General features: G+C 68.7%; 21 protein-coding genes. 7 read left to right on the forward strand and 14 right to left on the reverse strand.

The window, feature by feature from the left end:
- Positions 1-83 precede the first annotated feature (83 nt).
- Complete coding sequence (locus HWX39_RS00750; protein ID WP_175965123.1) at positions 84-647, reverse strand: YMGG-like glycine zipper-containing protein; 564 nt, start codon at positions 645-647, stop codon at positions 84-86.
- A gap of 13 nt (positions 648-660) precedes the next feature.
- A complete protein-coding gene (locus tag HWX39_RS00755; protein ID WP_175965124.1) occupies positions 661-987 on the reverse strand; it encodes a hypothetical protein in 327 nt (108 codons plus the stop codon).
- Positions 988-1,489: 502 nt separating this feature from the next.
- On the opposite strand from HWX39_RS00755, the gene HWX39_RS00760 reads away from it, so the two are divergent.
- The 3 genes from HWX39_RS00760 to HWX39_RS00770 are packed head-to-tail and all read left to right on the forward strand — an operon-like array spanning position 1,490 to position 4,091.
- Positions 1,490-2,902: a cytochrome ubiquinol oxidase subunit I gene (locus HWX39_RS00760; RefSeq protein ID WP_175952640.1), complete on the forward strand. Its 1,413-nt coding sequence runs from the start codon at positions 1,490-1,492 to the stop codon at positions 2,900-2,902.
- A 30-nt stretch (positions 2,903-2,932) separates the two neighbouring features.
- On the forward strand, positions 2,933-3,940 hold the full coding sequence (gene cydB, locus HWX39_RS00765; RefSeq protein WP_175965125.1) for a cytochrome d ubiquinol oxidase subunit II: 1,008 nt from the start codon (positions 2,933-2,935) through the stop codon (positions 3,938-3,940).
- Entirely contained in the window at positions 3,912-4,091 is a 180-nt protein-coding gene (locus tag HWX39_RS00770; RefSeq protein ID WP_175965126.1) for a hypothetical protein, read from the forward strand. The genes cydB and HWX39_RS00770 overlap by 29 nt, the downstream gene beginning before the upstream one ends.
- Positions 4,092-4,188: 97 nt before the next feature.
- Here the strand turns inward: HWX39_RS00770 and HWX39_RS00775 are convergent, their stop codons facing one another.
- Entirely contained in the window at positions 4,189-4,803 is a 615-nt protein-coding gene (locus tag HWX39_RS00775; RefSeq protein ID WP_244134863.1) for a hypothetical protein, read from the reverse strand.
- Between the two features lie 181 nt (positions 4,804-4,984).
- Between HWX39_RS00775 and HWX39_RS00780 the strand changes: the two genes are divergently transcribed.
- Entirely contained in the window at positions 4,985-5,890 is a 906-nt protein-coding gene (locus tag HWX39_RS00780; RefSeq protein ID WP_244134864.1) for a LysR substrate-binding domain-containing protein, read from the forward strand.
- A gap of 77 nt (positions 5,891-5,967) precedes the next feature.
- Here the strand turns inward: HWX39_RS00780 and HWX39_RS00785 are convergent, their stop codons facing one another.
- The 7 genes from HWX39_RS00785 to HWX39_RS00815 form a co-directional block, all read right to left on the reverse strand.
- Complete coding sequence (locus tag HWX39_RS00785) at positions 5,968-6,120, reverse strand: hypothetical protein (protein WP_244134865.1); 153 nt, start codon at positions 6,118-6,120, stop codon at positions 5,968-5,970.
- 62 nt (positions 6,121-6,182) lie between these two features.
- Positions 6,183-6,374: a YqaE/Pmp3 family membrane protein gene (locus tag HWX39_RS00790; protein ID WP_175965128.1), complete on the reverse strand. Its 192-nt coding sequence runs from the start codon at positions 6,372-6,374 to the stop codon at positions 6,183-6,185.
- A gap of 215 nt (positions 6,375-6,589) precedes the next feature.
- Positions 6,590-7,123, reverse strand: a complete 534-nt coding sequence (locus HWX39_RS00795; RefSeq protein ID WP_175965129.1) for a TIGR00725 family protein — start codon at positions 7,121-7,123, stop codon at positions 6,590-6,592.
- Complete coding sequence (locus HWX39_RS00800; protein WP_175965130.1) at positions 7,116-7,949, reverse strand: ABC transporter permease subunit; 834 nt, start codon at positions 7,947-7,949, stop codon at positions 7,116-7,118. Before HWX39_RS00800 ends, HWX39_RS00795 begins: the two co-directional genes overlap by 8 nt.
- A 10-nt stretch (positions 7,950-7,959) precedes the next feature.
- On the reverse strand, positions 7,960-9,048 hold the full coding sequence (locus HWX39_RS00805) for an extracellular solute-binding protein (protein ID WP_175965131.1): 1,089 nt from the start codon (positions 9,046-9,048) through the stop codon (positions 7,960-7,962).
- Between the two features lie 26 nt (positions 9,049-9,074).
- Positions 9,075-10,118: an ABC transporter ATP-binding protein gene (locus HWX39_RS00810; protein ID WP_175965132.1), complete on the reverse strand. Its 1,044-nt coding sequence runs from the start codon at positions 10,116-10,118 to the stop codon at positions 9,075-9,077.
- Positions 10,119-10,125: 7 nt separating this feature from the next.
- Complete coding sequence (locus tag HWX39_RS00815) at positions 10,126-10,977, reverse strand: ABC transporter permease subunit (RefSeq protein WP_175965133.1); 852 nt, start codon at positions 10,975-10,977, stop codon at positions 10,126-10,128.
- A 161-nt stretch (positions 10,978-11,138) separates the two neighbouring features.
- On the opposite strand from HWX39_RS00815, the gene HWX39_RS00820 reads away from it, so the two are divergent.
- Positions 11,139-12,035: a LysR substrate-binding domain-containing protein gene (locus HWX39_RS00820; protein WP_175965134.1), complete on the forward strand. Its 897-nt coding sequence runs from the start codon at positions 11,139-11,141 to the stop codon at positions 12,033-12,035.
- Positions 12,036-12,126: 91 nt separating this feature from the next.
- Here the strand turns inward: HWX39_RS00820 and HWX39_RS00825 are convergent, their stop codons facing one another.
- A complete protein-coding gene (locus tag HWX39_RS00825; protein WP_175965135.1) occupies positions 12,127-13,806 on the reverse strand; it encodes an alkaline phosphatase family protein in 1,680 nt (559 codons plus the stop codon).
- A 310-nt stretch (positions 13,807-14,116) separates the two neighbouring features.
- Here HWX39_RS00825 and HWX39_RS00830 point away from each other — a divergent pair, with 310 nt between their 5' ends.
- A complete protein-coding gene (locus HWX39_RS00830; protein ID WP_027790361.1) occupies positions 14,117-14,341 on the forward strand; it encodes a hypothetical protein in 225 nt (74 codons plus the stop codon).
- A gap of 56 nt (positions 14,342-14,397) precedes the next feature.
- Here the strand turns inward: HWX39_RS00830 and HWX39_RS00835 are convergent, their stop codons facing one another.
- Positions 14,398-18,180 (reverse strand): DUF748 domain-containing protein, encoded by a 3,783-nt coding sequence (locus HWX39_RS00835; protein ID WP_175965136.1) that lies wholly within the window; start codon positions 18,178-18,180, stop codon positions 14,398-14,400.
- Between the two features lie 148 nt (positions 18,181-18,328).
- Positions 18,329-19,765 (reverse strand): DUF1254 domain-containing protein, encoded by a 1,437-nt coding sequence (locus HWX39_RS00840; RefSeq protein ID WP_175965137.1) that lies wholly within the window; start codon positions 19,763-19,765, stop codon positions 18,329-18,331.
- Positions 19,766-20,473: 708 nt separating this feature from the next.
- Here HWX39_RS00840 and HWX39_RS00845 point away from each other — a divergent pair.
- A complete protein-coding gene (locus HWX39_RS00845; RefSeq protein ID WP_175965138.1) occupies positions 20,474-23,572 on the forward strand; it encodes a heavy metal translocating P-type ATPase in 3,099 nt (1,032 codons plus the stop codon).
- A gap of 142 nt (positions 23,573-23,714) precedes the next feature.
- Here HWX39_RS00845 and HWX39_RS00850 read toward each other — a convergent pair whose 3' ends face one another.
- Positions 23,715-24,194, reverse strand: a complete 480-nt coding sequence (locus tag HWX39_RS00850) for a GNAT family N-acetyltransferase (RefSeq protein WP_175965139.1) — start codon at positions 24,192-24,194, stop codon at positions 23,715-23,717.
- Positions 24,195-24,241: the final 47 nt, after the last annotated feature.

Here is a 24,241-nt window from a genome sequence, read left to right on the forward strand (position 1 = left end):
CGTGTGCGTACCGACGGTTGAAGCGCGCACGGCGCACTGGGCGCACCTGCGCGCCATGCCGCACGGCACCGCCCGTACCACCGTCAGTAGCGCGGCGGCGGCGGCTGAACGCCCGCCGGCGGCATCGGCGGCGCCGCGCGCGGTGCGCCGCCATATCCGCCACCGCCATACCCACCACCGCCACCACCGCCGCCACCGCCGCTCATCCCGCCCGGCACCGGCACACGGTTGCCGGTCGCGTACATGCATTGCAGATAGCCGTAGTCGTAGCGGCGCTGAATGTCGTAGGCCGAGCCTTGCGCCGCACCGGCGCCGACCACGCTGCCCGCGAGCAGCCCCGCGCCTGCGCCGACGGCCGCCCCCGTGCCGCCGTTGAACGCCGCGCCTGCTGCCGCACCCAGTGCCGTGCCGACGGCCGCGCTGCCGACCGCGCTCGCGGTCGACGCCTGGCCCGCGCTCACGCCGCCCGATTGCTGGAACGCATATTGACGGCAGTTCGCATCGTCGGCGCGGAACTGGTCGAACGACTTGCCGGTGCCGGGCAACGCCATCACGCTCGGCCCGGTCGGGATGTACGCACACGCGCCGAGCAGGCCGGCCAGCGCCAGCGCGGCCGGCACGCGCAAAGGTCGAAATACGGATTTCATCGTCGCGTCTCCGTCACTGCGGCCGCGCCGGCACCGATCGCCAGCCCGACTTGCAGGTCTTCACATATGGGTAGTAATGCTTCGACGCGTCGCAGTAGTACCAGACGTTCGCGTCGCCATCGTCCTGCGGCTGCCCCTTCTCGACGTACTCGGGCGGCGGCCCCGGATCGACGGGCACCGCGACGACGGGCGGCGGGTAGTAGTAAGGCGCAGGGACGACGGGGTAGTAATACGGATAGCCGGGGCCGATATAGACTCCGACCCGGGCGGCATGCGCCGCGCCGCCCGTCGCGATCGCCACTGCGGCCACCGCGCCCAGTGCGAGCTTCAATCCATTCACGTCACGTTCTCCGGCTGGCGGTTCGTCGATGCGAACCCGACATACCGAACGCTACGCCGCGCGCGATCCGCCATCCATTACGGGCGCACGCGCCAATGTTGCGCGGCGTTACCAATGTGACAGACCCCATCGGCCACGGCCCGCCGGCGCGGCCGGGCGCGTTACGCGATAACGCATTGCAACGGTTCGGCCGCGCACCGGCGCCGCATGGGGCAATGTCACGCGGCGTTTGCATCCGCACCAAACCGTTCCGATGACGCGACGCGCCATATTGACGCACGTGCGTCAGACCGCCACGCCGCGACCGCGCGCGCCGCAAGCGGCCTTCTTGATACGAATCAATGATTTATCCCGAAATTGCGCACGGCGGGCTGGACATCTGCGACGAGTTGGCGCATTTCGCGGCGCAACATCGCGGCCCATACTCCAGCCAACCCCGACGCCCGTGCGCCGGGGTCCGCCGGCACCCGCCGGCGGGTATCGTCAGCCTCGGTCAACTGGTATGGACACCGCTCTTTCGGCCCTCGATCTGGCCCGCCTGCAATTCGCGTTCACCGTCTCCTTTCACATCGTCTTCCCGGCGCTGAGCATCGGCCTCGCCAGCTTCATCGCCGTGCTCGAATATCGCTGGCTGAAAACCGGCAAGCAGTACTACAAGACCCTCTGCCTGTTCTGGTCGAAGATCTTCGCGGTCGCGTTCGGGATGGGCGTCGTGTCCGGCGTCGTGATGAGCTACCAGTTCGGCACGAACTGGTCGGGCTTCTCGAGCTTCGCCGGCGCTGTTACCGGGCCGCTGCTGATGTACGAGGTCATGACCGCATTCTTCCTCGAGGCCGGCTTCCTCGGCATCATGCTGTTCGGCTGGAACCGCGTGAGCCCGCGCGCGCACTTCGGCGCGACGCTGATGGTCGCGATCGGCACGCTGATCTCCACGTTCTGGATCCTCGCGTCGAACAGCTGGATGCAGACGCCGCAGGGCTTCGAGATCGTCGACGGCCGCGTCGTGCCGACCGACTGGTTCGCGATCATCTTCAACCCGTCGTTCCCGTATCGCCTGTTCCACATGGCGATCGCCGCGTTCATCGTCGCCGCGCTGGTCGTGGCCGCGACCGGTGCATGGCACCTGCTGAAGGGCCGCCGCGACAAGGGCGTGAAGAAGATGTTCTCGATGGCGCTGTGGCTGCTGCTCGTGCTCGCGCCGCTGCAGGCCGTGATCGGCGACCAGCACGGCATCAACACGCTGAAGCACCAGCCCGCGAAGATCGCCGCGATCGAAGGGCTGTGGGAAACCGAGAAGGGCGGCACGCCGCTCAACCTGTTCGGCATTCCGGACATGAAGGCGGAAACGACCCGCTACGCGGTGAAGGTGCCGCACCTCGGCAGCCTGATCCTCACGCACAGCTGGGACGGCGAGATCCGCGGCCTGAAGGAATTCCCGCCGGAAGACCGCCCGAATTCGACCGTCGTGTTCTGGAGCTTCCGGATCATGGTCGGCCTCGGCTTCGCGATGATCGGCCTCGCCGCGCTCGCGTGGCTCCTGCGCCGCCGCGGCCGCCTGTACGAATCGAAGGGGTTCCAGCGCTTCGCGCTCGTGATGGGCCCGACCGGCTTCGTGTCGCTGCTCGCGGGCTGGGTGACAACCGAAGCAGGCCGCCAGCCGTGGGTCGTGTATGGCGTGATGCGCACCGCGCACGCCGTGTCGCCGCTGTCGGTACAGCAGGTCAGCCTGTCGATGATGACGTTCGTGATCGTGTACTTCCTCGTGTTCGGCACCGGCGTGTACTACATGCTGAAGCTGATGAAGGCCGGCCCCGCGCTGCCCGACGTGAAGCACGACGACACACCGGACACGCGCCCCGATCACACCGCGCGCCGCCCGATGTCGGCCGTCGACGAGCCGCTCGAGACCGTCTGAGCCCCACCCTTTCCGCACACGAGAAATCCTATGGACGTCACCGTAATCTGGGCCGCGATCATCGCATTGGGGCTCTTCATGTACGTCGTGCTCGACGGCTTCGACCTCGGCATCGGCATCGTCTTCCCGTTCTTCCCGGACGAGAAGGAACGCGACCTGATGATGAACACGGTCGCGCCCGTGTGGGACGGCAACGAGACGTGGCTCGTGCTCGGCGGCGCCGGGCTGTTCGCGGTGTTCCCGGTCGTCTATTCGACCGTGCTGTCCGCGCTGTACCTGCCGCTGATCTTCATGCTGGTGTGCCTGATCTTCCGCGGCGTGTCGTTCGAGATCCGCGCGAAGGCGCGGCGCACGAAGCAGCTGTGGGATCTCGCGTTCATCGGCGGCTCGGCCGGCGCGACGATGTTCCAGGGGATCGCGCTCGGCGCGTTCCTGCAGGGCATCAACGTGAAGGACGGCGCGTTCGCGGGCAATGCCTTCGACTGGCTCACGCCGTTCAGCCTGCTGACCGGCCTCGGCCTGATCGTGACCTATGCGCTGCTCGGCTGCTGCTGGCTCGTCGCGAAGACGGAAGGCGACCTCCAGCGGCGCCTGCATCGCGTCGTATGGCCGCTGACGGTCGTGCTGCTCGGCTTCATCGCGGTCGTCAGCCTGTGGACGCCGCTGCAGGATCCGGCCATCGCGCAGCGCTGGTTCGATTCGGGGCTGTTCTGGCGCCTGCTGCCGGTGCCGTTCCTGGTCGCCGGGTGCGCGGTGTGGATGCGTCGCGCGGTGCGCGACCGGCATGACATGACCCCGTTCGTGCTTGCGCTGGCACTCGTGCTGCTCGGCTACGTCGGCCTGCTCGTCACGCTGTTCCCGTATGCGATTCCTCAGACGATGACGATCTGGGAAGCCGCGGCGCCGCGTTCCAGCCAGACCTTCACGCTGGTCGGCGCAGCGGTTATCCTCCCGATCATCATCGCCTACACGACGATGGGCTACTGGGTATTCCGAGGCAAGGTGCGCCATGAAGACCAGCATTACTACCACCACTGATTCCGCCGAACGCCCCGCCGCGGCGCCACGGTCGCGGATGCGCGGCTGGATGTGGTTCGTCGTCCTGTGGGCGGGCGGCGTGATCGGCGCCGTCACGCTCGGCTATGCGTTCAAGATCTTCATGAACCTGACGCTGTTTGCAGTGAAGTAGGCCTCACCCGCGTGGCACGCCGGGGCGCATCCCGGCGCTGCCACGCCGCCGGGGCGGTCGCATGCCCCCGCTTTCACACACCGAGCGGGCACGCCGCTCACCGCTCGCACTTCGTCGTGCACATCGCCTTGTCCACTTCCGTGAAGAACGCCTGGTAGTACTCGGGCTCCAGGACGGTCTTGGTACGCGAATCGCCGGCACTGTCCCACACCGTGCGATCGAATCGTGCACGCACGATCGCCGCGTGCGCGTCCCGCCCCGCCCGAACCGTCACGATCGCGGCCACGCGTTCGTGATCGGGCTTCGTCGGCAGCATTCCGATACGCGCCTTCAGCGCACCACGCAACAGCTGACGCCATTTCGGGATCAGCGTGTCGCTGCGCCCCGCTTCCACCAGCCCCGAATCGCGATCGACCGTCACCGGCGCATAACCCTGCGCGCGCAGCACTCCAGCCACCGCGTCGAGCGCGCGCGCCTGCGTCGCATCCGCATAGCAGCGGTCGCTGAGCATGCGCAGCGTCTGCTGCTCGCTATCGGTCAGGTCGACCTCGGTCTGGCTCGAACTGTAGCGCACCAGCGATCCGCCGCTGCCGATCTGGCGTTCGTTGTCCGGCTTCGTCGCGCATCCGGTCAGCGCCGCGAACAGTCCGGCACAGGCGAGCGCCAGCGCGCCGCGGCCGCGCACGGGCGACACTGCGGCCGGGCGGCGCATCGCGCGCCGCGCCGCGCGCCGGAGGCGAAGACGGTGGCGAATTCCGGTTGCTCGTGCATCGGGTGGCGATATGATCGTCATCGGGGCGTTCTCTCCTGTCGGCGCCATCATAGGGAGGCGCCCCAGCCGCCACAAACGACATTTTTTAACCCACGGTGTAGCTTTTCTTCACGATTTCACGATGCGCCGATTGCCGCCCCTCAACGCGCTGCGCAGCTTCGAAGCTGCGGGCCGCCTGCAGAGCCTCACGCTCGCCGCCGACGAGCTGAACGTGACCCAGAGCGCCGTCGCGCAGCAGATCCGCGTGCTCGAATCGTTCTTCGGGCAGAAGCTGTTCGAGCGCGACGGGCGCGCGTTGCGGCTCACGCCGCGCGCGCGGCACTACCTCGTCGACGTCGCGAGCTGTCTCGGCCGGCTCGCGCAGGCGACGGGGCAGATGTTCGAACCCGTCGGCGGCCATCCGGTGCGGATCAACGCGTCGGTGTCATTCGCGCACGGATGGTTGCTCACGCAACTGGCCGTGTTCCAGGCCGAGCATCCGGATATCGACGTGCAACTCGTCGCGACACCCGACAACGAGCGCGACCAGTTCGACGAAACCTGCGACATCGTGGTTCGCCGTTATACGCCGGAGCTGCGCCGCAAGGGATTCGTGTCGCGGCCGCTGCTCGCGAACGTCGCGGTGCCGGTGTGCGCGCCCGGCCACCCGGTGCTCGAACAGGTGCGTACGCCGGCCGACCTGCGCAACGCGCCGCTGCTGCATTACGCGGGCTTGCCGCAGGCGTGGCAATACTGGTTCCACCAGGCGGGCTCGGCCGTCACCGAGACGCTGCGCGGGCCGTTCTATCGCGAGTTCTTCCTGATGACCAAGGCTGCCGCGAGCGGGCTCGGCGTGTGCCTCGCGCCGCGCGCAGTGGTGCGCGACGATCTCGAACACGGGCGGCTCGTCGCACTGTTTCCGGAGGTCCACCTGGAAGGGCCGCCGTTTCACTGCCTGTATCGCGACGACGACGATCCGTCGCTGCGCACCTTCGTCGACTGGCTGCTGGCGCGGGCAGAGGCGCTGGAGGGGGCGACGCCGGGATAGCCGGCGAGCGGGAGAAAGCAGAATCCGATGTAGCAGCCCGAGACGGACGCGCTGCCGGCGACAGGACGGATGCGCCGTCACGTCCGGCTATGTGACGTGTTCTGTCGCAGGACGCCGGGCTTCAATCCCCGCATGCCGAAGATGCGGTTCATCGTCTGCACCGTCCCGTCGCCCCGACCTCGTTCGATATCCTGAATCGTCTTCGTCGGCACACCCGCGAGCTTGGCCATGTCCGCGCTCGTGAGCCGCATCGTCCTCTTCGGATGGCGCCAGGATTCCCTTCCGCGATCGGTCACCGCCCGCGCAGCGCCGACTCGATCTTCCGGTCGGTCTTGTACTGGCTCAGCGCATACACCGACCAGATCGCGGCCGGCAGCCAGCCGATGATCGTGATTTGCAGGATCAGGCAGATGATCCCGGCGATCGGGCGGCCGATCGTGAAGAACTGGAACCACGGCAGCAGCAGGGCAAGCAGCAGGCGCATCTGGATTCCTCTCGAGGTGTCGTTGAACGTTCGTGCATCGCCAATATGACGAGTTGCCCACGCCATTTCAAGTCCGCTGCAGACGATCGCCGGACGAGAAGCCGTCACCCCATGCCACCGGGCTAGGGCCTGTTCACGCTAATAACGGGCTTGCGCTGGCCCCACGAATGATTTTTTCCAAACAGGGGAACGTGCGTTATGAGCGTGAACAGGCCCTAACCCGAATCGGCCAGCCACCGCGCGACCCGCGCAACGAGCGGATCCGCTTCGTCGAAGCATTCGGCGCCGGCCACGCGCGGCGCGTCGCAAATCGCGAACACCGGCTTGCCCCACTGCAACCCGAGCGCGATCTCGGACAGCGTGCCGAGCCCGCCGCCAACCGCGATCAGGCACAGCGACGCACGCGCGACGAGTGCATTGCGCGTGATGCCGAGCCCGGTCGGCAGCGCGACGCTCAGGTAGGGATTCGCGAGCGTCGCATCGTCTTCCGGCAGCAGCCCGATCGCACATCCGCCGGCCGCATGCGCGCCGCGTGCGGCCGCCTCCATCACGCCCTGCTTGCCGCCGCCGACGAGCGCGACGCCCGTCGCCGCGAGCGCGTGCGCGATCCGTTCCGCGATCCGCATCTGCTCGTCGGTCGCCTCACGCGGACCGATCACGCCGACCGGCATGCGATGCCGCCGCGTGCCGCGCTGCCGCTGCGCGAGTTGCGCCAGCGCATCGCGCGCCGCGTCCGACCACTCATCCATGACGTCGTTGCCGTACAAGGCCTTCCCCCAATGCAAGAACGCAGGTGCAGATCGCCGTCAGCACGATCGACAGCACGGCCGCCTGCGAGAAATCGGTTTGCCCGTCCGACAGCTTCAGGTACATCAGCAGCGGCAGGATGTTGATCTGCGTGCCGGCCAGCGCGAGCGCCGTGCCGTAGGTGCCGAGCGCGATCGCCGTGACGAGGCACCACGCGGACGCGACCGACGGCCACAGTTCGCGCCACGCGACGTCGAGCCACGCGCGCCACGGCCGCGCGCCGAGCGTCAGCGCCGCCTCGAGCGGCCGCCGGTCGAGGTTCGCGAGCGCCGGGTAGATCATCAGCGCGACCCGCGGAATCAGGTAATACGCATACGCGACCGCCAGCCCCGGCATCGTGTAGATCGCGCCGCCCAGCACGTTCGGGTCCGCGCCCAGCGACGCCGCCAGCGTGGTGACGAAACCGGCGCGGCCGAACGCGAGGATGAAGCCGTAAGCGATCACCAGCCCGGAAAACGCGAGCGGCACGCCGAGCAGCGCGAGCGCCCAGTGGCGGCGGGCAGGCGACTGCCCCGCCAGCGCGAACGCGACCGGCACGCCGACACCGACCGACAGCGTGCCGGCGCCGACCGCCAGCGCGAGCGAACGTGCGATCGCATCGGCGACGAGCGGATCGCGCAGCACCACACCGAACGCACGGCCGCCGTCCGTGAAGGCCGAGCCGACCAGCGCGGCAAGCGGCAGCACGAAGCACACCGCCAGCAATCCCGCCGCCGGCACCGCGCCGAAGCGGCGCAGCGCGCCGCGTTCCGCCAGGGAGGTCTTCATCGCGCGCGCCTCAGTTGCCGAGCGTCGCCTGCGACCAGAGCTGGTCGACCTCGGCCTTGCGTGCGGCCGCCTTCGCCACGTCGAGCGGACGCACCTGCGGCGCCTTCGGCAGCTTCGCCGCGACGTCCGGCGCGACCGGCGTGCCGGGCACGGCCGGCCGCACGAAGCCCTGCGCGAACAGCGCCTGCCCGACGTCGCTCATCACCAGGTTGAGCCAGAGTTGCGCGGCCGACGGGTTCGGGCCGTTCTTCACGAGGCTCATCGCATACGGCGCCGATACGCTGCCGTCCTGCGGAATCACGACGTCGGTCGCGTCGCCCATGCCGTCAACGTACTTCGCTTTGAGGCCATCGTTCTCGTAGCCGATCAGGATCGGAATCTCGCCCTTCACGAACTTCGCATACGGCGTCGTGCCCTCGACGCGCAGCACGTTGCCCGCGCTTTTCAGCTTGCCGAAGAATTCCGCGCCGGGCTTCGGGTTTTCGACGCTGCCGCCGTTCGCATACGCGGCCGCGAACACCGCGACCTGCCCTTGCCCGGTCGAACGCGGGTCGAGATAGACGACCGCGTTGCGGTATTCCGGCTTCAGCAGGTCGGACCACCGCTGCGGCACGTTCTTCACGAGCTTGCGGTTGACGAGGAACGCGATGTTCAGCGAGTGCACGGCGAACCAGCGGCCGTCCGCGGCGCGAAACACGTTCGGCAGCTTGTCGAAGTTCAGCGGTTTGAACGGTGCGACGACGTCCTTGCTTTCGGCATCGAGCGCCGACGCGGCGAAGTAGTACGCGGTATCGGCCTGCGGACGGCGGCGCGACTTGTCGAGTGCGACCACGGTCGCGGCCGAACCGATGTCGTTGTACGTGATCTCGACCTTCGGATAGCGCTTGCGGAACTCGGCGAACAGCGCCTTCCAGTTCGCCCATTCGGGGCCCGTGTCGAACGACACGACGAGCCCTTCGTCGGCAGCCTTCGCATACAGCGCGTCCTCGCCCGGATACAGCGGCGCGGCGAACGCCGGCGCGGCAGCCAGCGCCGCGAACGCGCAGAGCGCCAGCACGCCGGCGCGCATGGTCTTCACAAGAGGGTGGCCTGCAAGCATCGGGGATCTCCGTTGAATGAAAAGGGTCATTGGGCGGCCGGCGCGGCCGGCAGCACGAGCAGATGGCGCGGTTCGATCGCGATACGCCGTGTGGCCGGCACGCGGCCTTCGCACAGCAGCGGGCCGGCCGAACCGGCGGGAATGAAGTCGTAGCGTTGCGTCGCGCCGAAGTAGCGCACTTCGCCCGGACAGCCGTCGATGCGGTTCACGCCGTGCTCCGGCGGATCGGCCTCCACGTGCTCGGGCCGCACCAGCACTTCGATCTCGGTGCCCGGCTGATACGCGCCGGTCTCGGCGCGCAGCGTCGCGAAACGCACATCGACCGTGTCGTGCGCGATCACGCGTCCGCGCAGCAGCGTCGAATGCCCGACGAAGCGCGCGACCTGCGCGGATGCGGGCCGCTCGTACAGGTCGCGCGGCGTGCCGACCTGCAGCACCCGCCCGCCGTCGACGATCGCGACGCGATCGGCCATGCTCAGCGCCTCGTCCTGGTCGTGCGTGACGAGCAGCGTCGTCGCGCCGCACGCCCGCTGCAGCGCGCGGATTTCGTCGCGCAACTGATGGCGGATGCCGGCATCGAGCGCCGCCAGCGGCTCGTCGAGCAGCAGCAGCTTCGGTTCGATCACGAGCGCACGCGCCAGCGCGACGCGCTGCTGCTGCCCGCCGGACAGCATCGCGATGCCGCGCTCCGCATGCGCCGCCAGGCCGACGCGCTCGAGCATTTCGCGCGCACGCCGCCGTCGCGCGTCCGCCGCGACGCCGCGCATCCGCAGCCCGTACGCGACGTTGTCGGCCACCGACAGGTTCGGGAACAGCGCGTAGTGCTGGAACACCATGCCCACCTCGCGCCGCCACACCGGCACGCCCGCCATGTCGGCGCCGCCGATCGCGATGCGGCCGCGGCCGCCCTCGAGCAGGCCGGCCGCGAGCCGCAGCAGCGTGGACTTGCCGGAACCGCTGCGCCCCATCACCGCGAGCAGTTCGCCTTGCGCGGCGGACAGCGTGACGTCGTCGACGCCGTGTCGCGCGCCGGGATACTGGAAACTGACGTGTTCGAACTCGAGACTCATGACGGACTCACTTCATACGTTGCACGGTGCCGACCGACACGAGCGTCGCGAGCACGGCGAGGACGAGCAGGACGACAGCGGCCGCGCATGCCATCCCCGACGCGCCGTAGAACGCCTGCAGCAGCACGATCGGATAATTGCGGTAGCGAAAGCCGGCGATCAGGTTCGAGATCTGGAATTCGCCGATCGACAGCGCGGCCACCATCACGAGCCCCGAAAACAGGCTGTGCCGCAGGTTCGGCAGCACGATCGTGAAGAACTGGCGCAGCGGCGTCGCACCGAGCGTCGCCGCGCAGGCCTCGAGGCGCGCGAGCCCGAGGTGGCGCAGATCGCTGAGCAGCGTCTGCAGCAGGTACGGCAGCGTCAGCACCGCGTGGGCCGCGATCATCAGCGGCAGCGTGCCGAGCCATGGCAGCGTGTCGCCGCTGAAGATCGCGATGTAGCCGAAGCCGAGCGTCAGCGCGGGCACGGCCACCGGCATCAGCATCACGATGCGCGTCGCCATGCCGCGTCCGGCCTGCGCGCGATGATGCAGCGCATAGGCGAGCGGCACGCCGATCAGCGCGTTGAGCGCGCAGCACGCCAGCGCCACCGTCAGGCTCACGCCGAATGCGCGCGTAAAGCTGCGATTGCCGGCCAGGTCGGCGAACCAGTGCCCGGTGATACCGGTCGGTAGTAGCGTGTTCGTCCACGACTGGCCCACCGAGCCGATCAGCAGCAGCGCGATCGGCAGCAACAGGTAGAGCCCGAATACCGCGACGAGCGCGTTCAGCACGAGACGTCCGGCGCTCGGACGCACGGGCCTGTTACGCGAAATCGGAACACCATCGGCCGGGGCCGGGGCGGTAGACGCAGGCATGGAAACACTCGCGGACAAGAGACGAAGGCGCCGCGCAACGCCCGCCGGGCGGGGCCATCACGCGTTTTACGGATGGCCGGAGTGTGCGGATCCGACATGGCATCGTCATGAAAAAAACGTACAAAGCCCGCATCGATCCGTGCGCCGAGGGAATAGTCGCGATGAAGCACCTGTATCCGAACGTGTCGGAACTGCACGCATTCACCTGTTCCGCGAAGTACCTGAATTTCTCCTACGCGGCCCGTGAACTCGGCCTGACGCCCAGCGCGGTCAGCCGGCAGATCGCGAATCTCGAGGCGCTGTTCGGCGTGAAGCTGTTCGTGCGCGAGGGGCGCAGCCTCGCGCTCACGCGCGCCGGGCAGGTGTACCACGCACGTGTCGCCGGCCCGCTGCGCGAGATCGGCAACGCGTCGATCGAACTGCTGAGCGCGCGCGAAAACGGCGACCTGCTGACGATCGCCAGCGTGCCGACGTTTACGACCAAGTGGCTCGTCCCGCGGCTGTCGCGCTTTCTGGCCGTCGCGCCGAGCGTCACGCTGAGCTTTCGCCGCCATCTCGCACACGGAGACATTTTTCCGTTCGGGCTCGACGCGGCGATCCGCTACGGCGACGGCGCCTGGGAAGGGGTCCGAAGCGATTACCTGGACGGGCGAACCTTCGTGCCGGTCTGTGCCAGCGAATTCCGAGAGCGGCACGCGTTGCGCACCCCCGCCGACGCCGTCACGGCGCCGCGCCTCGTGCACGAGCAGGCCGAAATCGCATGGTCCGCGTGGGCGGAACGCCATCGCGCGACGCAGATGAACGCGCTCGCCGGGCCACGCTTCGAACAGTATTCGGTGCTGATCCAGGCCGCGCAGGCGGGCCTCGGGCTCGCGCTCGTGCCGCGCTTCCTGATCGCGGACAATCTCGCGGCCGGCACGCTCGTCGAACCGTTCGACGCGCCGGTCGAGGTCGACGCGCAGGGGCACTACCTGTGCTATGCGCCGGATCGCCTAGAAACGAGCGAAGCGTTGCGGCACTTCAGGGAATGGATGCTGGACGAATGCGCGCGGGCGTAAGCCGGCCCGCATTCGTCATCCGACGGGACGCGCACCGCCGCACGCCCCGCGTTGCCGGACATCGCCGGGCGGCGGCGTCCGGCAGCCGCCGTCAACGGCGGATGCCGAGCCCCGGCAGCACCTCCGTGCCCTCGGCCACCACCGCATGCAGCAGGCGCGGGTTCGCACCGAGCAGCCCGAGGATCGTCGGCGCGACCTGCTTCGTGCCGACCGTGTCGGTCACCGTGCGTGCGCGATGCAGGCCCGGATACGACACGAGCAGGCCAAGGTGGCTGTCGTCCGGTGCGTTGCCGCCGTGCTCCTCGTCCTTCTTCGTGCTCGACGTGTAGATCACGCCCGGATTCGGCTGGACGATGATGTCCGGCGTGCGGCCGTTGGCCGGATCGCCGAAGCGCTCGGCAAGCGCCGCGCCGTACAGGATGTCGGCCTGCGAGCCATCCGCGCAGATCCCCGGCGCATTGCAGCCCAGGTTCGCCTTCAGCGTCTGCACCACGGCCGTGCGCTGGTTGCGGTCGCGCAGCCAGATCAGGCCGACGTCGTCGGTCTGCACGAAGCCCGTGTCGACCAGGCCTGAGCCATCGTTCAGGTTGCCCGTCTTCGTGTTGTTCTGGCCGAAGTTGCCGTTCGGGTCGAGGTAGTTGTTCGTTTCGAGCAGCTTCGTCAGCGTGTCGCCGTTCTTCACGAGCTTCGTGCGATCGGTCGGCGACTGGCCGTGCTTCGCCGTGACGATCACGGCCGTCGACGAATACAGGTTCGCCTGCTTCAGCGCCGCGACGATATGGCCGATCGAATTGTCGACGTACGTGATCGCGTTCGCGACCTGCCCGTTCGGCGTGAAGTTCGCGTCGAGATAGCCGCCGCCCGTCGCGACCGTCGCCTTCTGCGCGACGCTCAGCGTCTGGAAATTGGCGCCGAACAGCGTCGGCACCGGTGCGCGCTTCGTGCCCGTCGAGTCGCGGCCGTTGATCTGGTTGATCAGCGCCTGCACGTGCAGGTTGTCGAAGCGCGCGGTGTGCGAGTAGACATCCGTGTAGTTCGTGCCCGTGGCCGGGTCGATCGAGTTGATCTCGGTGCGCATCAGATCGTCGACGCCGGTGCCCGACGGCCCGTTCAGCCAGTCGTAGCCCCATGCGTGCTTGTCGGCCCACGCGGTGGTCGCGTTCGGGATGCCCGCCTTCACGGCCTCGAACACCGTGTTGGTCTTCACGTAGTTGTGCGGATAGACCGGCACGCACTTGCCGTTGATCTTCGCGTTCGGGATCGCCTGCGGGTTGAACGCGCCGCCGCCGTCCAGGTGGACGAGCGCGCCGCCGTTCTGGGCATCGATGCCGGTCGTCTCGTCGAACACGACGTTCCAGCCCTGCTTGCCCGAGCAGCTCGTGTCGCCCGGCGCGTACAGGTTGCGGTCATACGACACGTCGTAGAACAGGCCGGCCGTCTTCGGCGAGCCGCCCGTCACGAGCGCGGCGAGGCCGGGGAACGAATCCGACAGGCCAGGCGTATAGGCATTCGTGTACGTCACGCCGCTCTTCGCGAGCACCGCGATGTTCGGGCACGTGTTCGCGCCGATGCAGCGCGCCAGATCCTGCTCGTGCAGGCCGTCGACGCTGATCAGCAGCACGTGCTTCACGACGCGGCTCGCGTGGTCGCGGTCCTCGCGCTGACCGTCGCCGTCCTGCTGCGCCGCGTGCGCACCCGCGCCGGCAAGCGCCAGCGCGCCCGCCACCACCGCCACCAACCTCCGCTGCTTACCAAGGAAAGACATGATCACCCCACCTCATCGATTGACGTTGAACTGCGTGACTTGCCGTCAGGCGCGCAAAATATCGCCCGATCGTGCGGCGGTCGCATGAAGCGGGGCTTTCTGTTTTCTATCAAACGTAACCAATCGCAAGTGACACGAAGCGGTCGCAAAGCAAGGTGACCTGGCGCACGCTGCAATGTGCGCGTTTGCCTGCCTGCACCGCGCGGAGGCATCGGCCAAACCTGACGCGGCGTCACTTGCCGCATGATTTTTTTTCCGGCTTGGCGCGCGACTATTGGCGTGTGATAAAGGGTTTTCCCTGACCCGGAGCACGAGTATGTCGACCCTGGAAGCCCTCCGGTTCGTGCTGGACGATGCACGCACCCCCGAAATCATTCGCCACCACGTCGTCGACGCGTTGCAGTACGCGTTGCGCAACTACGGACAGGTGTTCACGGCGAAGGAAGTCGAATGGCTGGCGCAGTGGGACGACGCGCGTCTGCCGCTGGCCGCGAAGAAGGAGCTGGGCAAGCGCGAGGAACCGGCGATCGCCGCGCGCTGAAGGAAGCACGCCGCCGCGCCCGAACGGATGGCCGGACGCGGCGGCGGATGGCCTGCTTACTGCAGGCCGAAGTCGACGCGGGTGGTCGCGCCCTTGTCCTCGATGCCCTTCGCATCGAGCTTCGGCGCGACGACGAACACGCGGCTCGAATCGATCTTCCCGTCGAGGTACTGGCGCACGGCCTGTGCGCGCTGCTGCGCGAGCGCACGCAGCGCGTTGTCGTCGGCCGGCGCATGTTCGGCGAGCGCCTGCTTCATGTCGGCGTCGGGCAGCGTCTTCTGCAGGCCGATCAGGTTGCGCGGCTTCTTGAAGTCGGCGGCCTTGTACGCGCGCGTCAGGTACTTGCTGTACTCGGCCGGCTCGACCTTCACCGACATCGGGTCGATACTCTCGCCCTGCCCGACCACGTCCTTCAGCTTCTGCTGGCGCACCAGCCGCTCGACGTATGCTTCGCCGAGCCCGGACGTGTCCTTCGCCGGATCGACGCGGCCGATCAGGTCGAGGCGGATCGACGGCTTCTCGGTCAGCATCTTCACGACCGTGTCGAGCTTCTTCTGCTGCGCGTCGTCGAGCCGGTACGAGCCCGGCGCGAATTCGACGTAGCCGAGATCCTCGCCGCCGCTGCCGAACGCATGCGCAAGCAGCGAGAACGGCGACGTGACGGCCTTCGCGATCAGGTTCAGCACCGCGCGCCAGATCAGCCCGCCGACGCTGAACTCCGGATTCGACAGCGAGCCGGACACCGGCAGGTTCACGTCGATCTGGCCGCGCGTGTTCTTCAGCAGCGAGATCGCGAGCTTCACCGGCAGCTTGGTCGCCGTGTCGTTCTCCACGTGGTCGCCGAACGTGAGCTGGTCGATGAAGATGTGGTTGTTCGCCTTCAGCTGGTCGTTCTCGAGCGCGTAATGCAGGTCGACGTTGAGCTTGCCCTTCGTGATCGGATAGCCCGCGTACTTCGCGGAATACGGCGTCAGGTTGGTCAGCTCGATGTCGTGCGCGGTCGCGGTGAGGTCGAGCGCCGGCTTCTCGATCAGCGGATTCACCGAACCCTTGATCGAGATCGGCCCGTTGCCCGCGAGGTTCGCGGCGACGTCGACCGGCGCGGACGTCGTCGAATCCGTGCCGAACGCGCCGACCGTGCCCTTGATCGCGACGAGGTTCGCCGTGTAGTTCGGCTTGATGAAGTTGTCGGTGTACGTGACGCGGCCGTTCTGCAGCAGCAGCTCGCCGAAATGCATCCGCACCGGGTTCTGCGGCGGCTGCGCGGCCTTCACGACCACCGTCGCCGACGCGGCGGCCGGCGCGGACGCCTGCTGCGCGGCCGCCGGCGCAGGTGCGGCCTGCGGCGACAGCGGCACCGGCTCGCCCTTGCTCGCGTCTCGCGTGAGCGATTGCGCGGGGCCCGACTCCTTCGCGACCACGTCCTTCAGGTTCAGGCGCCCTTGCGCGTCGAGCAGCACGCGGCCGTAGAAGTTCGAGAACGTCACGCGCGCGGCGTCGACGTCGGTGCCCTTCTCGTCATAGTTCGCCTTCAGGTTCGTCAGCGCGAGCGAGCGCCAGCCCGCGAACGGGTCGGAGGTTGCCTTGTCGAGCATCCGCACGTCGACGAGCGCGACGTCGCCGCGATAAGTCGCGCGCGGCGCGTCCTTCACCTGCGCGAACGTCAGGTTGCCCTGTGCGTTGAGCAGCGCGCTGGCGATCGTCGCGTTCAGTGCGCTGCCGAAGTACGGCTCGAATGCGGCCGCGTCGAGGCGGTTGCCGTTGATCTTCAGGCCGAGCTTCAGCGGCTGCGCGGTCACGTCGCCCGTCACGTTCAGCGAACCCTTGCGGTTCAGCGTCGCCTTCAGCTGCACGGGCAGCGGCTTGGTCAGGTCGTCGCTGATCTTCTGCACCGACAGGTCCAGCGGCTTGAACGCCAGCTTCACCGGGCGCGGCGTCGACAGGTCGGTGAAGTTCGCGGACGCATCCTTCACGTTCAGCGCGTCGATCCGGTAATGCCACGACGGCGCGGCGGCCGCGGCCTTGCGTGCGACCGTGCGCTTCGGCACCGACGCCTGCGCGGGTTCGGCCAGCGCCGCGAGGTCGATCTTGCCGTCCTTCAGGCGCTGCACGTCGAGCGCAAGCCCGCTGGCGTCGACGCTCGCGATCTCCGCGGTGCGCGTGGCCACGTCGATCTTCGCGATCTTCGCGCTCGCGTCGGGCAGCACGATCGCGGGCGCCTTCGCGTCGGGCGTCGCGATCTTCAGCGACTTCAGGCTGACCGTGCTGTCGGCGACCTGCGCGGCGAGCGGCGTCTTGCCCCAGTCGGCCTTCGCGTTGACGGTCGCGCCGAGCGTGCCGTCGAGCACACGCGCACGGGTCGCTTCGCCGAGGTACGGCTGCAGCGCCGGCAGCGCGAGCGCGGCGACCGTCAGCTTGCTCTCCACCTGCTTTTCCGCGAGATTGAACGCGCCTTCGGCCGTCACGTCTCCGCCGCGCGACAGCGACGTCGACAGCGTGTATTTCGCGGGCGTCTTGCCCTGCATCGAGAAGCCGTCGAGCGTCGCGGCGAGCTTCGTGAGCGACAGCGCGGTGGGCGTCGCCGGCACGCGGTCGTCCACGTTGACCGTGCCGCCGTCGATCGCGAAGTGACGGATCGTCAGGTCGAGCGGCGGCGCCTCCTTCGCGACGGCTTCGGCCTTGGCGCCGCTGGCGGCCGTTTCGGCGGCGGCGGAAGCGCCCGCGGCGCCCGACGCCGCCGTCTTGCCTTCGGCAGCCTTCGGTGCGGCTGCCGGCTGCGCGGCGAGCTTCTCGACGTTCAGCACGCCCTGCTTGTCGCGCGACAGGTCGACCACCGGCTGGTCGATCCGGATCTCGTCGAAGTGCAGCGCGTTGCGCAGCGGCTCGAGGCTGGCCGCCGCGACGTGCACGCCGCGCGCGGCGAACAGCGGCGCGGATGCGTGGTCGGTCACCTTCGCGTCGTTCAGGTCGACGGTGCCCGATACGCGCAGCGCGGGCGTCTCGCCGCTCATCACGAAATCGATCTTGAGGTCGCTGCTGAGCAGGCCGCTCGTCACGGCCACCGGCAGCTTCGCCGGCACGTACGAGATCAGCTTCGGCACGTCGAGGCCGTCGAATTTCAGCGCGATCTCCGATTCGCGCGACTGCGCGAACGGCTTGGTCTTGCCGTCGATCGCGATCGGGCTGCCGTCGAAGCGCGCCCGCAGCTTCGGCTCGACGAAGATGTCGGTCTTCGATGCCAGCGTCGCGATGTACGGAATGCCGAGCGTCCAGTTGTCGACGACGTGCTTTTCGTTCAGCAGGCGGTCGTCGAAATCGATCCGGCCGTTGTTGACCTGGATGTTCGATACCGAGAACTGCGTCGGCTTGCTTTCGGGCTTGGGCGACGGCGTCGAGAACTTCTCGATCAGGTCGGTGAAGTTGAAGCGCTGCGCGTCGTAGCGGACGATATGAAAGCGCGGCGAGTCGAGGCGGACTTCATTGACGATCGGCGCGCCGCGCAACAGCGACGACCACGACGGCCGCACGACGAGCTTCGCGATGTCGATGAAGTCGCCCTGCCCGCTCTTGTCGCCGAGATGGATGCCGTCGGCTTCGAGGTTCAGCGTGTACGGGTTCAGCGCGATGCGCTGGATCGTGGCGGGCCGGTCGAGCTGCTTGCTCAACTGCTGCTCGGCGATATGGCGGATCAGCGGCGGCGCCGCGAAGAACCCGAGCAGTCCGAATAAAACGAGGAAGATCAGCAGGCCGATGCCGATGCGCCGGGTCCGGCGCGAGCGTGCAACGCCACCGAGGGCATGGAGGGTCGATGATACGGTTTCTTTGTCTGCGCTTGCCATGCTTGAATGTCTCGGGATGGGATGCCGGGCCGCACCGGACAACCGGGCAGCCGCGCACGCTATGCCGAAAGTATAGGCTCAGGAGGTGACGGTACGGGGTTCGGGCGCCGTCGCGCCCGCCGGTCGGACAACGCCGCCGGTCGTCCGTTCATTTCCGGACGATGACCGGCGGCATCCACGATCCGTCGCTCGCCTGCGGCTTCGGCGCGTACAGGCGCAATGCGAGTGCGAAATCGGTGCGCGGCGCCGGCAACCAGTTGGCCGCATGCGTGCCGCCCGGCGACGCCGACACGACGATGTCGATCGAGCCGTCGCGGTTGCGGCGCAGGCGGTCGCGATCGCCGAGCGAGCGGCGCGCCGACCCGACGTCGGGCAGCGCGCCGTTCGTCGTGTAGGGCGTCAGCGTCCAGAACGCGTGCACCGGCGGCAGCGCGCCCGGCGCGAAATGCAGCACGTAGCGGTTCGCACCGTTCAGCGCATGGCCGTCGCTGTCGACGCGGACGACCGCGAGCGTTTCGTCGTCGCGCGTCGCGGTGCCGAACTGCGTGTAGGCCGCGTACGCGCGCAGCGTGTAGTCCTGACCGTACTTGCCGGCCGTATCGCCGATCCAGCTCCAGCCGTTGGCGTTCAGCAGGTTCGACGGCGGGGTCGCGAGCCGCGCGCGCGCCTCGGCGACGCCGGCCGTCGCGGCCGCGAGGCGGTCACCCGTCCACAGCACCGGGTAGCCGGCCGACACGCCGATGTCGCCGAGCAGTTCCAGCGCGTGCGCGTCGTCGCCCGGTGCCGGGTTGTCCTGCAGCGCCTGCGCGAAGCGCGCGAAGAACGCCTTCGGATCGAGCGCCGCCACCTGCTCGGCCGGCGTGCCGCCGCCCACCGCTTCGGACGGCGCGCTGCCCGCATGGACCGCGACCGACGCGCCGCGCGCCGCGCCTGTGTAGACAGACAGCGGCACCACGCGGATCGCACGCTGCAGTTTCTTCGCGTTCGTCAGGTCGCGCCCGCCGCTCGTCTGCAGCCGGACTTCGAGCCACGCGTTGGCCGACGGGACGTCGATCCGGACCGCGCCCTTCGGCAGCGTGCCCTGCCAGTCCTTCGCGGCGAAGGCAATCGTTTGCGATCGCGCGCCGCCGCGCGCCCCGCGTCCGGCCACGCTCGACGACGACCACAGCACGTTCGTCCACATGTCGAGTGCGCGCGCATCCCAGTAACGGCCGCGGGTGTCGGGCAACGTGACGATCACGGGTTCGGTAGCGACGTCGAGCCAGCCGGTCGAGTCGAGCGTATCGACGCCCGGCAGCGGCGGATTGACTGCGCCGACAGGCGGCAGCGCCTGCGCGTGGCGCAGCGTGTTGAGCGGCGCCTGCCCCGGTTGCGCACCGTCGCCGCCCGTCGCCGCTTCCTTCGCGACGTCCATCAGCACGAGCGGATACGCGTAGACGTAGGAGTCGGCGACTTCCGCGCGCATCCAGCCGGTTTTCCGCTGGATCGCATCCGGTTGCGACGCGCACCCTGCTAGCAACGCCGCCATGGCCAGCGACGCGCACACGCGCCGCAGAGAAACTGATTCCTGCTGGTTTTCAATCATCGATTACTGGCCGAATATCGTTCTTTTCAGTCAACGCCTTGTTCGACTTGCGAATGGCGAAAACAAGGCACCCCAGCCTGCCCGGACAACCGTTTCGGTACGGTTCGTAACGGTGGGCGCTGATGTCAGGGCGGTATCATAGCGCCTCAGGGCATCCCCCAATATGCCGATTAGCTGGCCGCGCGTATTTGGGGGCCGATCAGGTCCGAAATCTTCCGCCGGATCCTCAGGCAAATCGGGGTGCCATCGAGGCGGTTTCGGCCGGCTTCGGATCTGTCTCGGCGCCGCTCGAGCCGGCATCCGGATGGACCAGTGGCGCCACTATCGACGCCATTCCGCACGGCAAGCGATTGGAAGATCCTCGAGCAAATGGGGCGCGAGCCCGCGATTCGACGATCCGTTCGAGGTCTGCGAGGCACACGTCGGACCGCCCCCCAATCCGGTTCAAGCCACGCCATTTTCAAGACATGGTGGCAAGGCGCCCCTCGAGCGAACCGAACGATCGCGGGCAGGCACTTGACGCCCGGCTTTCCGCCCGCAAGCCGGGCGTTCGCTTTTTCCAGTCCGTGGCACCCTGTGAACAGTCATGGCCTCGCGTCGATCCGCCCGCCTTGCATCGCATCGTCATGCACCGCTTGACCTTACCATCATGGGAATGTTGATACTGGGATCATTGGCGGCAAGAGCCGCGCATTCAGGGAATCCGACATGACTGAACCACTTGGCTCCGCAGCGCTGCATACGATCGCATTGAGCATCGACGGCATGCATTGCGGCGGCTGCACGGGCCGCGTGCAGCGGGCGCTGGCCGCGGTGCCGGGCGTCGTCGAAGCGACGGTCGACCTCGACACTCACACGGCGACCGTGACCGCGCACGAAACGGTCGACGCCGCACAACTCATCGACGTTGTCGGCGCGGCCGGCTATCGCGCCGCCGTGCGTGCGTCGGTGCTCGAAGCCGCCACGGCAGCGCATGCCCATCCTGTCGAAGCGCAGCCCACGCCGATGGCTGCGGCCACTTCCATTGCCATTGCCAGCCGGCAGCGGCCGGCCGACAGTACCGTCATCGAACTCGATATCGACGGGATGACCTGCGCGTCCTGCGTGTCGCGCGTCGAAAAGGCGCTGGCGAAGGTGCCGGGCGTCACGCGCGCGTCGGTCAACCTCGCGACCGAACGGGCCACCGTCGACGCCGCGGCGAACATTTCCGCCGCGCAACTGGTGGACACCGTCAAGCAGGCCGGCTACGGCGCGACGCCGACCGTAACGGATGCCGGCGTCGCCGCGTTCGCACCTTCGTCGCCTGCCGCGCCCGCCAGCATCGAACTCGATATCGACGGGATGACCTGTGCGTCCTGCGTGTCGCGCGTCGAGAAAGCGCTGGCGAAGGTGCCGGGCGTCACGCGTGCATCGGTCAACCTCGCGACCGAACGGGCCACCGTCGACGCCGCGCCCGACGTGACTGCCGCCCGGCTCGCCGAAGCCGTGAAAGAAGCCGGCTATGGCGCAACGCCGGTTGCCGGCGGGACGATCCCACCGGCAGCCGCCACCGCCCCCGCCGATCTCGAACTCGACATCGGCGGGATGACCTGCGCGTCCTGCGCCGGCCGCGTCGAAAAGGCGCTGACCGCCGTGCCGGGCGTCGCGCGCGCTTCCGTCAACCTCGCGACCGAGCGTGCGTCGGTACACGGCGCCGGCGCGCTCGATGCCGCCGCGCTGATCGCGGCCGTCACCACAGCCGGCTACCGCGCGTCGCTCGCCGCCGCGTCTTCAGACGGTGCGACGACCGGCACTGCCGCGCAACCGGCCAGCTCGCCGCAAGACCCCGACGCCCGCAAGCGCCGCGAAGCGATTCGCGAACGCAACCTCGTGATCGGGTCCGCCATGCTGAGCGCGCCCCTTGTCGCACCGATGCTCGTCGCGCCGTTCGGCATCGACCTGATGCTGCACGGCTGGCTCCAGCTCGTGCTCGCATCGATCGTCCAGTTCGGCTTCGGCGCGCGTTTCTATCGCGCAGCCTGGCATGCGGTGAAGGCGCGCACCGGCAACATGGATCTGCTCGTCGCGCTCGGCACGTCGGCCGCGTACGGGCTGAGCCTGTGGATGCTGCTGCGCGACCCCGCGCATCCCGGCCACCTGTACTTCGAGGCGTCGGCCGTCATCGTCACGCTGGTGCGCTTCGGCAAATGGCTCGAATCGCGCGCGAAGCGCCAGACCACCGACGCGATCCGCGCGCTGAACGCGCTGCGTCCCGACCGGGCGCGCGTCATCGAGCACGGCGTCGAGCGCGACGTGCCGCTGGCGCAGGTGCGCGTCGGCACGCACGTTAGCATCCGCCCCGGCGAGCGCGTGCCCGTCGATGGCCGGATCGTGTCGGGCCGCTCGCACATCGACGAATCGCTGATCACCGGCGAAAGCCTGCCCGTGCCGAAGGACGACGGCGACGCCGTCACCGCCGGCTCGATCAACGGCGAGGGCGCGCTCGTCGTCGAAACCACCGCGATCGGCGCGGAAACGACGCTCGCGCGCATCATCCGCCTCGTTGAATCCGCGCAGGCCGAGAAGGCGCCGATCCAGCGGCTCGTCGATCGCGTGAGCGAGGTGTTCGTGCCGACGATCCTCGGCATCGCCTTGCTGACGCTGGTCGGCTGGCTGGTCGCCGGGGCCGGCACGGAAACCGCGATCCTCAACGCGGTCGCGGTGCTCGTCATCGCGTGCCCGTGCGCGCTCGGTCTCGCGACGCCCGCGGCGATCATGGCCGGCACGGGCGTCGCGGCCCGGCACGGCGTGCTGATCAAGGATGCGCAGGCGCTCGAACTCGCGCAGCGCACGACCGTGATCGCGTTCGACAAGACCGGGACGCTGACCGAAGGCAAGCCGTCCGTGACGGCGTTCGAAGCCATCGGCGTGCCGCATGACGAAGCGCTCGCGCTCGCGGCGGCGGTGCAGCGCCGGAGCGACCATCCGCTCGCGCGCGCCGTCGTCGCCGCGCACGATGCCGACCTGGCGGCACGCGGCGCTGCGGTGCTGCCGCCGGCCGTCGTCGCCGAGGCGCGTGCGGTGGCCGGACGCGGCGTGGAAGCACGCGTCGGCGGCCAGTTGCTCGCGCTCGGCAGCACGCGCTGGCGCGACGAACTCGGCATCGCGGTGCCGCCCGCGCTCGACGCCCGCGCGGTGGAGCTCGAACGCGCGGGCAACACGATCTCGTGGCTGATGCGCGCCGATGCGCCGCGCGCGCTGCTCGCGCTGATCGCTTTCGGCGACACCGTGAAGCCGGGCGCCCGCGACGCGATCGCGGCGCTGTCGGCGCGCGGCGTCGCGAGCGTGCTCGTGACGGGCGACAACCGCGGCAGCGCGGCCGCCGTCGCGGCGACCCTCGGCATCGGCGAGGTGCACGCACAGGTGCTGCCCGACGACAAGGCGCGCGTCGTCGCCGAGTTGAAGCGCACGCATGGCGGGATCGTCGCGATGGTCGGCGACGGGATCAACGATGCGCCCGCGCTCGCCGCGGCCGATGTCGGCATCGCGATGGCGACCGGCACGGACGTCGCGATGCACACGGCCGGCATCACGCTGATGCGCGGCGACCCGGCGCTCGTCGCCGACGCGATCGACATCTCGCGGCGCACTTACCGGAAGATCCAGCAGAACCTGTTCTGGGCGTTCGTCTACAACCTGGTCGGCGTGCCGCTCGCGGCGCTCGGCTGGCTGAACCCGGTGATCGCGGGCGCGGCGATGGCGTTTTCCAGCGTCAGCGTCGTGACCAACGCGCTGCTGTTGCGGAGATGGAAGGGGCGCGCGCGGTGACGCGTGCCGGGGACGTATGTCGAACGGCCGGATGGCCGTTCGACACTTTCGGCAGGCGAAAGTAGCGAGAGAGTGGGCCCGCGCTGGCCGATCGCGGCGAGTCGAATCGCCAGCGCATGACGACACGGGGCCGGCGGCGGCTTCAGTCCGAAATGACTGACTTGATCAAGGTCGTCGTGATCGGCGCGAAACCGCAAGCACGATACAGCGCGCGGGCCGCCGCGTTGTGATTGAACACCGACAGCCCGATCTCGGTGACGCCGTACCGGCGCGCCTCGGCGTCGAGCGCCTCGAGCGTGCGCGTGGCCCAGCCCTGGCGGCGCCGGGACGGGGCGATGTCGAGGTCGTAGATGAACAGCGTGCGGTTCGGCCCTTCGGGCACGATCGCGTACCAGAGGTCGCCCACCGCGTCGCCGCTGGCGCCGTCGATGAGCACTACGAGGGTCTGGCCGGAAGTACGCAGGCCGTCCGGCAGCAGCGTGTCGAAACAGGCGCGCGCCCGGTCGGCCGCGTCTTCGACAGCATTTTGTCCGGATGAAACGAGATCGTTCGCGTAGCCGTCGATGGCTCGCGTGCGGTATGCGTGGAATTCGCTGGCCGTCATCGGTCGCATCTGCAGCATGGCCCGGTCACCCTGAACGGAATCGGACTTCCAGTGTAGCGGGACGG

The organism is Burkholderia sp. BCC0322 (genome assembly GCF_902833045.1).
Lineage (GTDB): Bacteria > Pseudomonadota > Gammaproteobacteria > Burkholderiales > Burkholderiaceae > Burkholderia.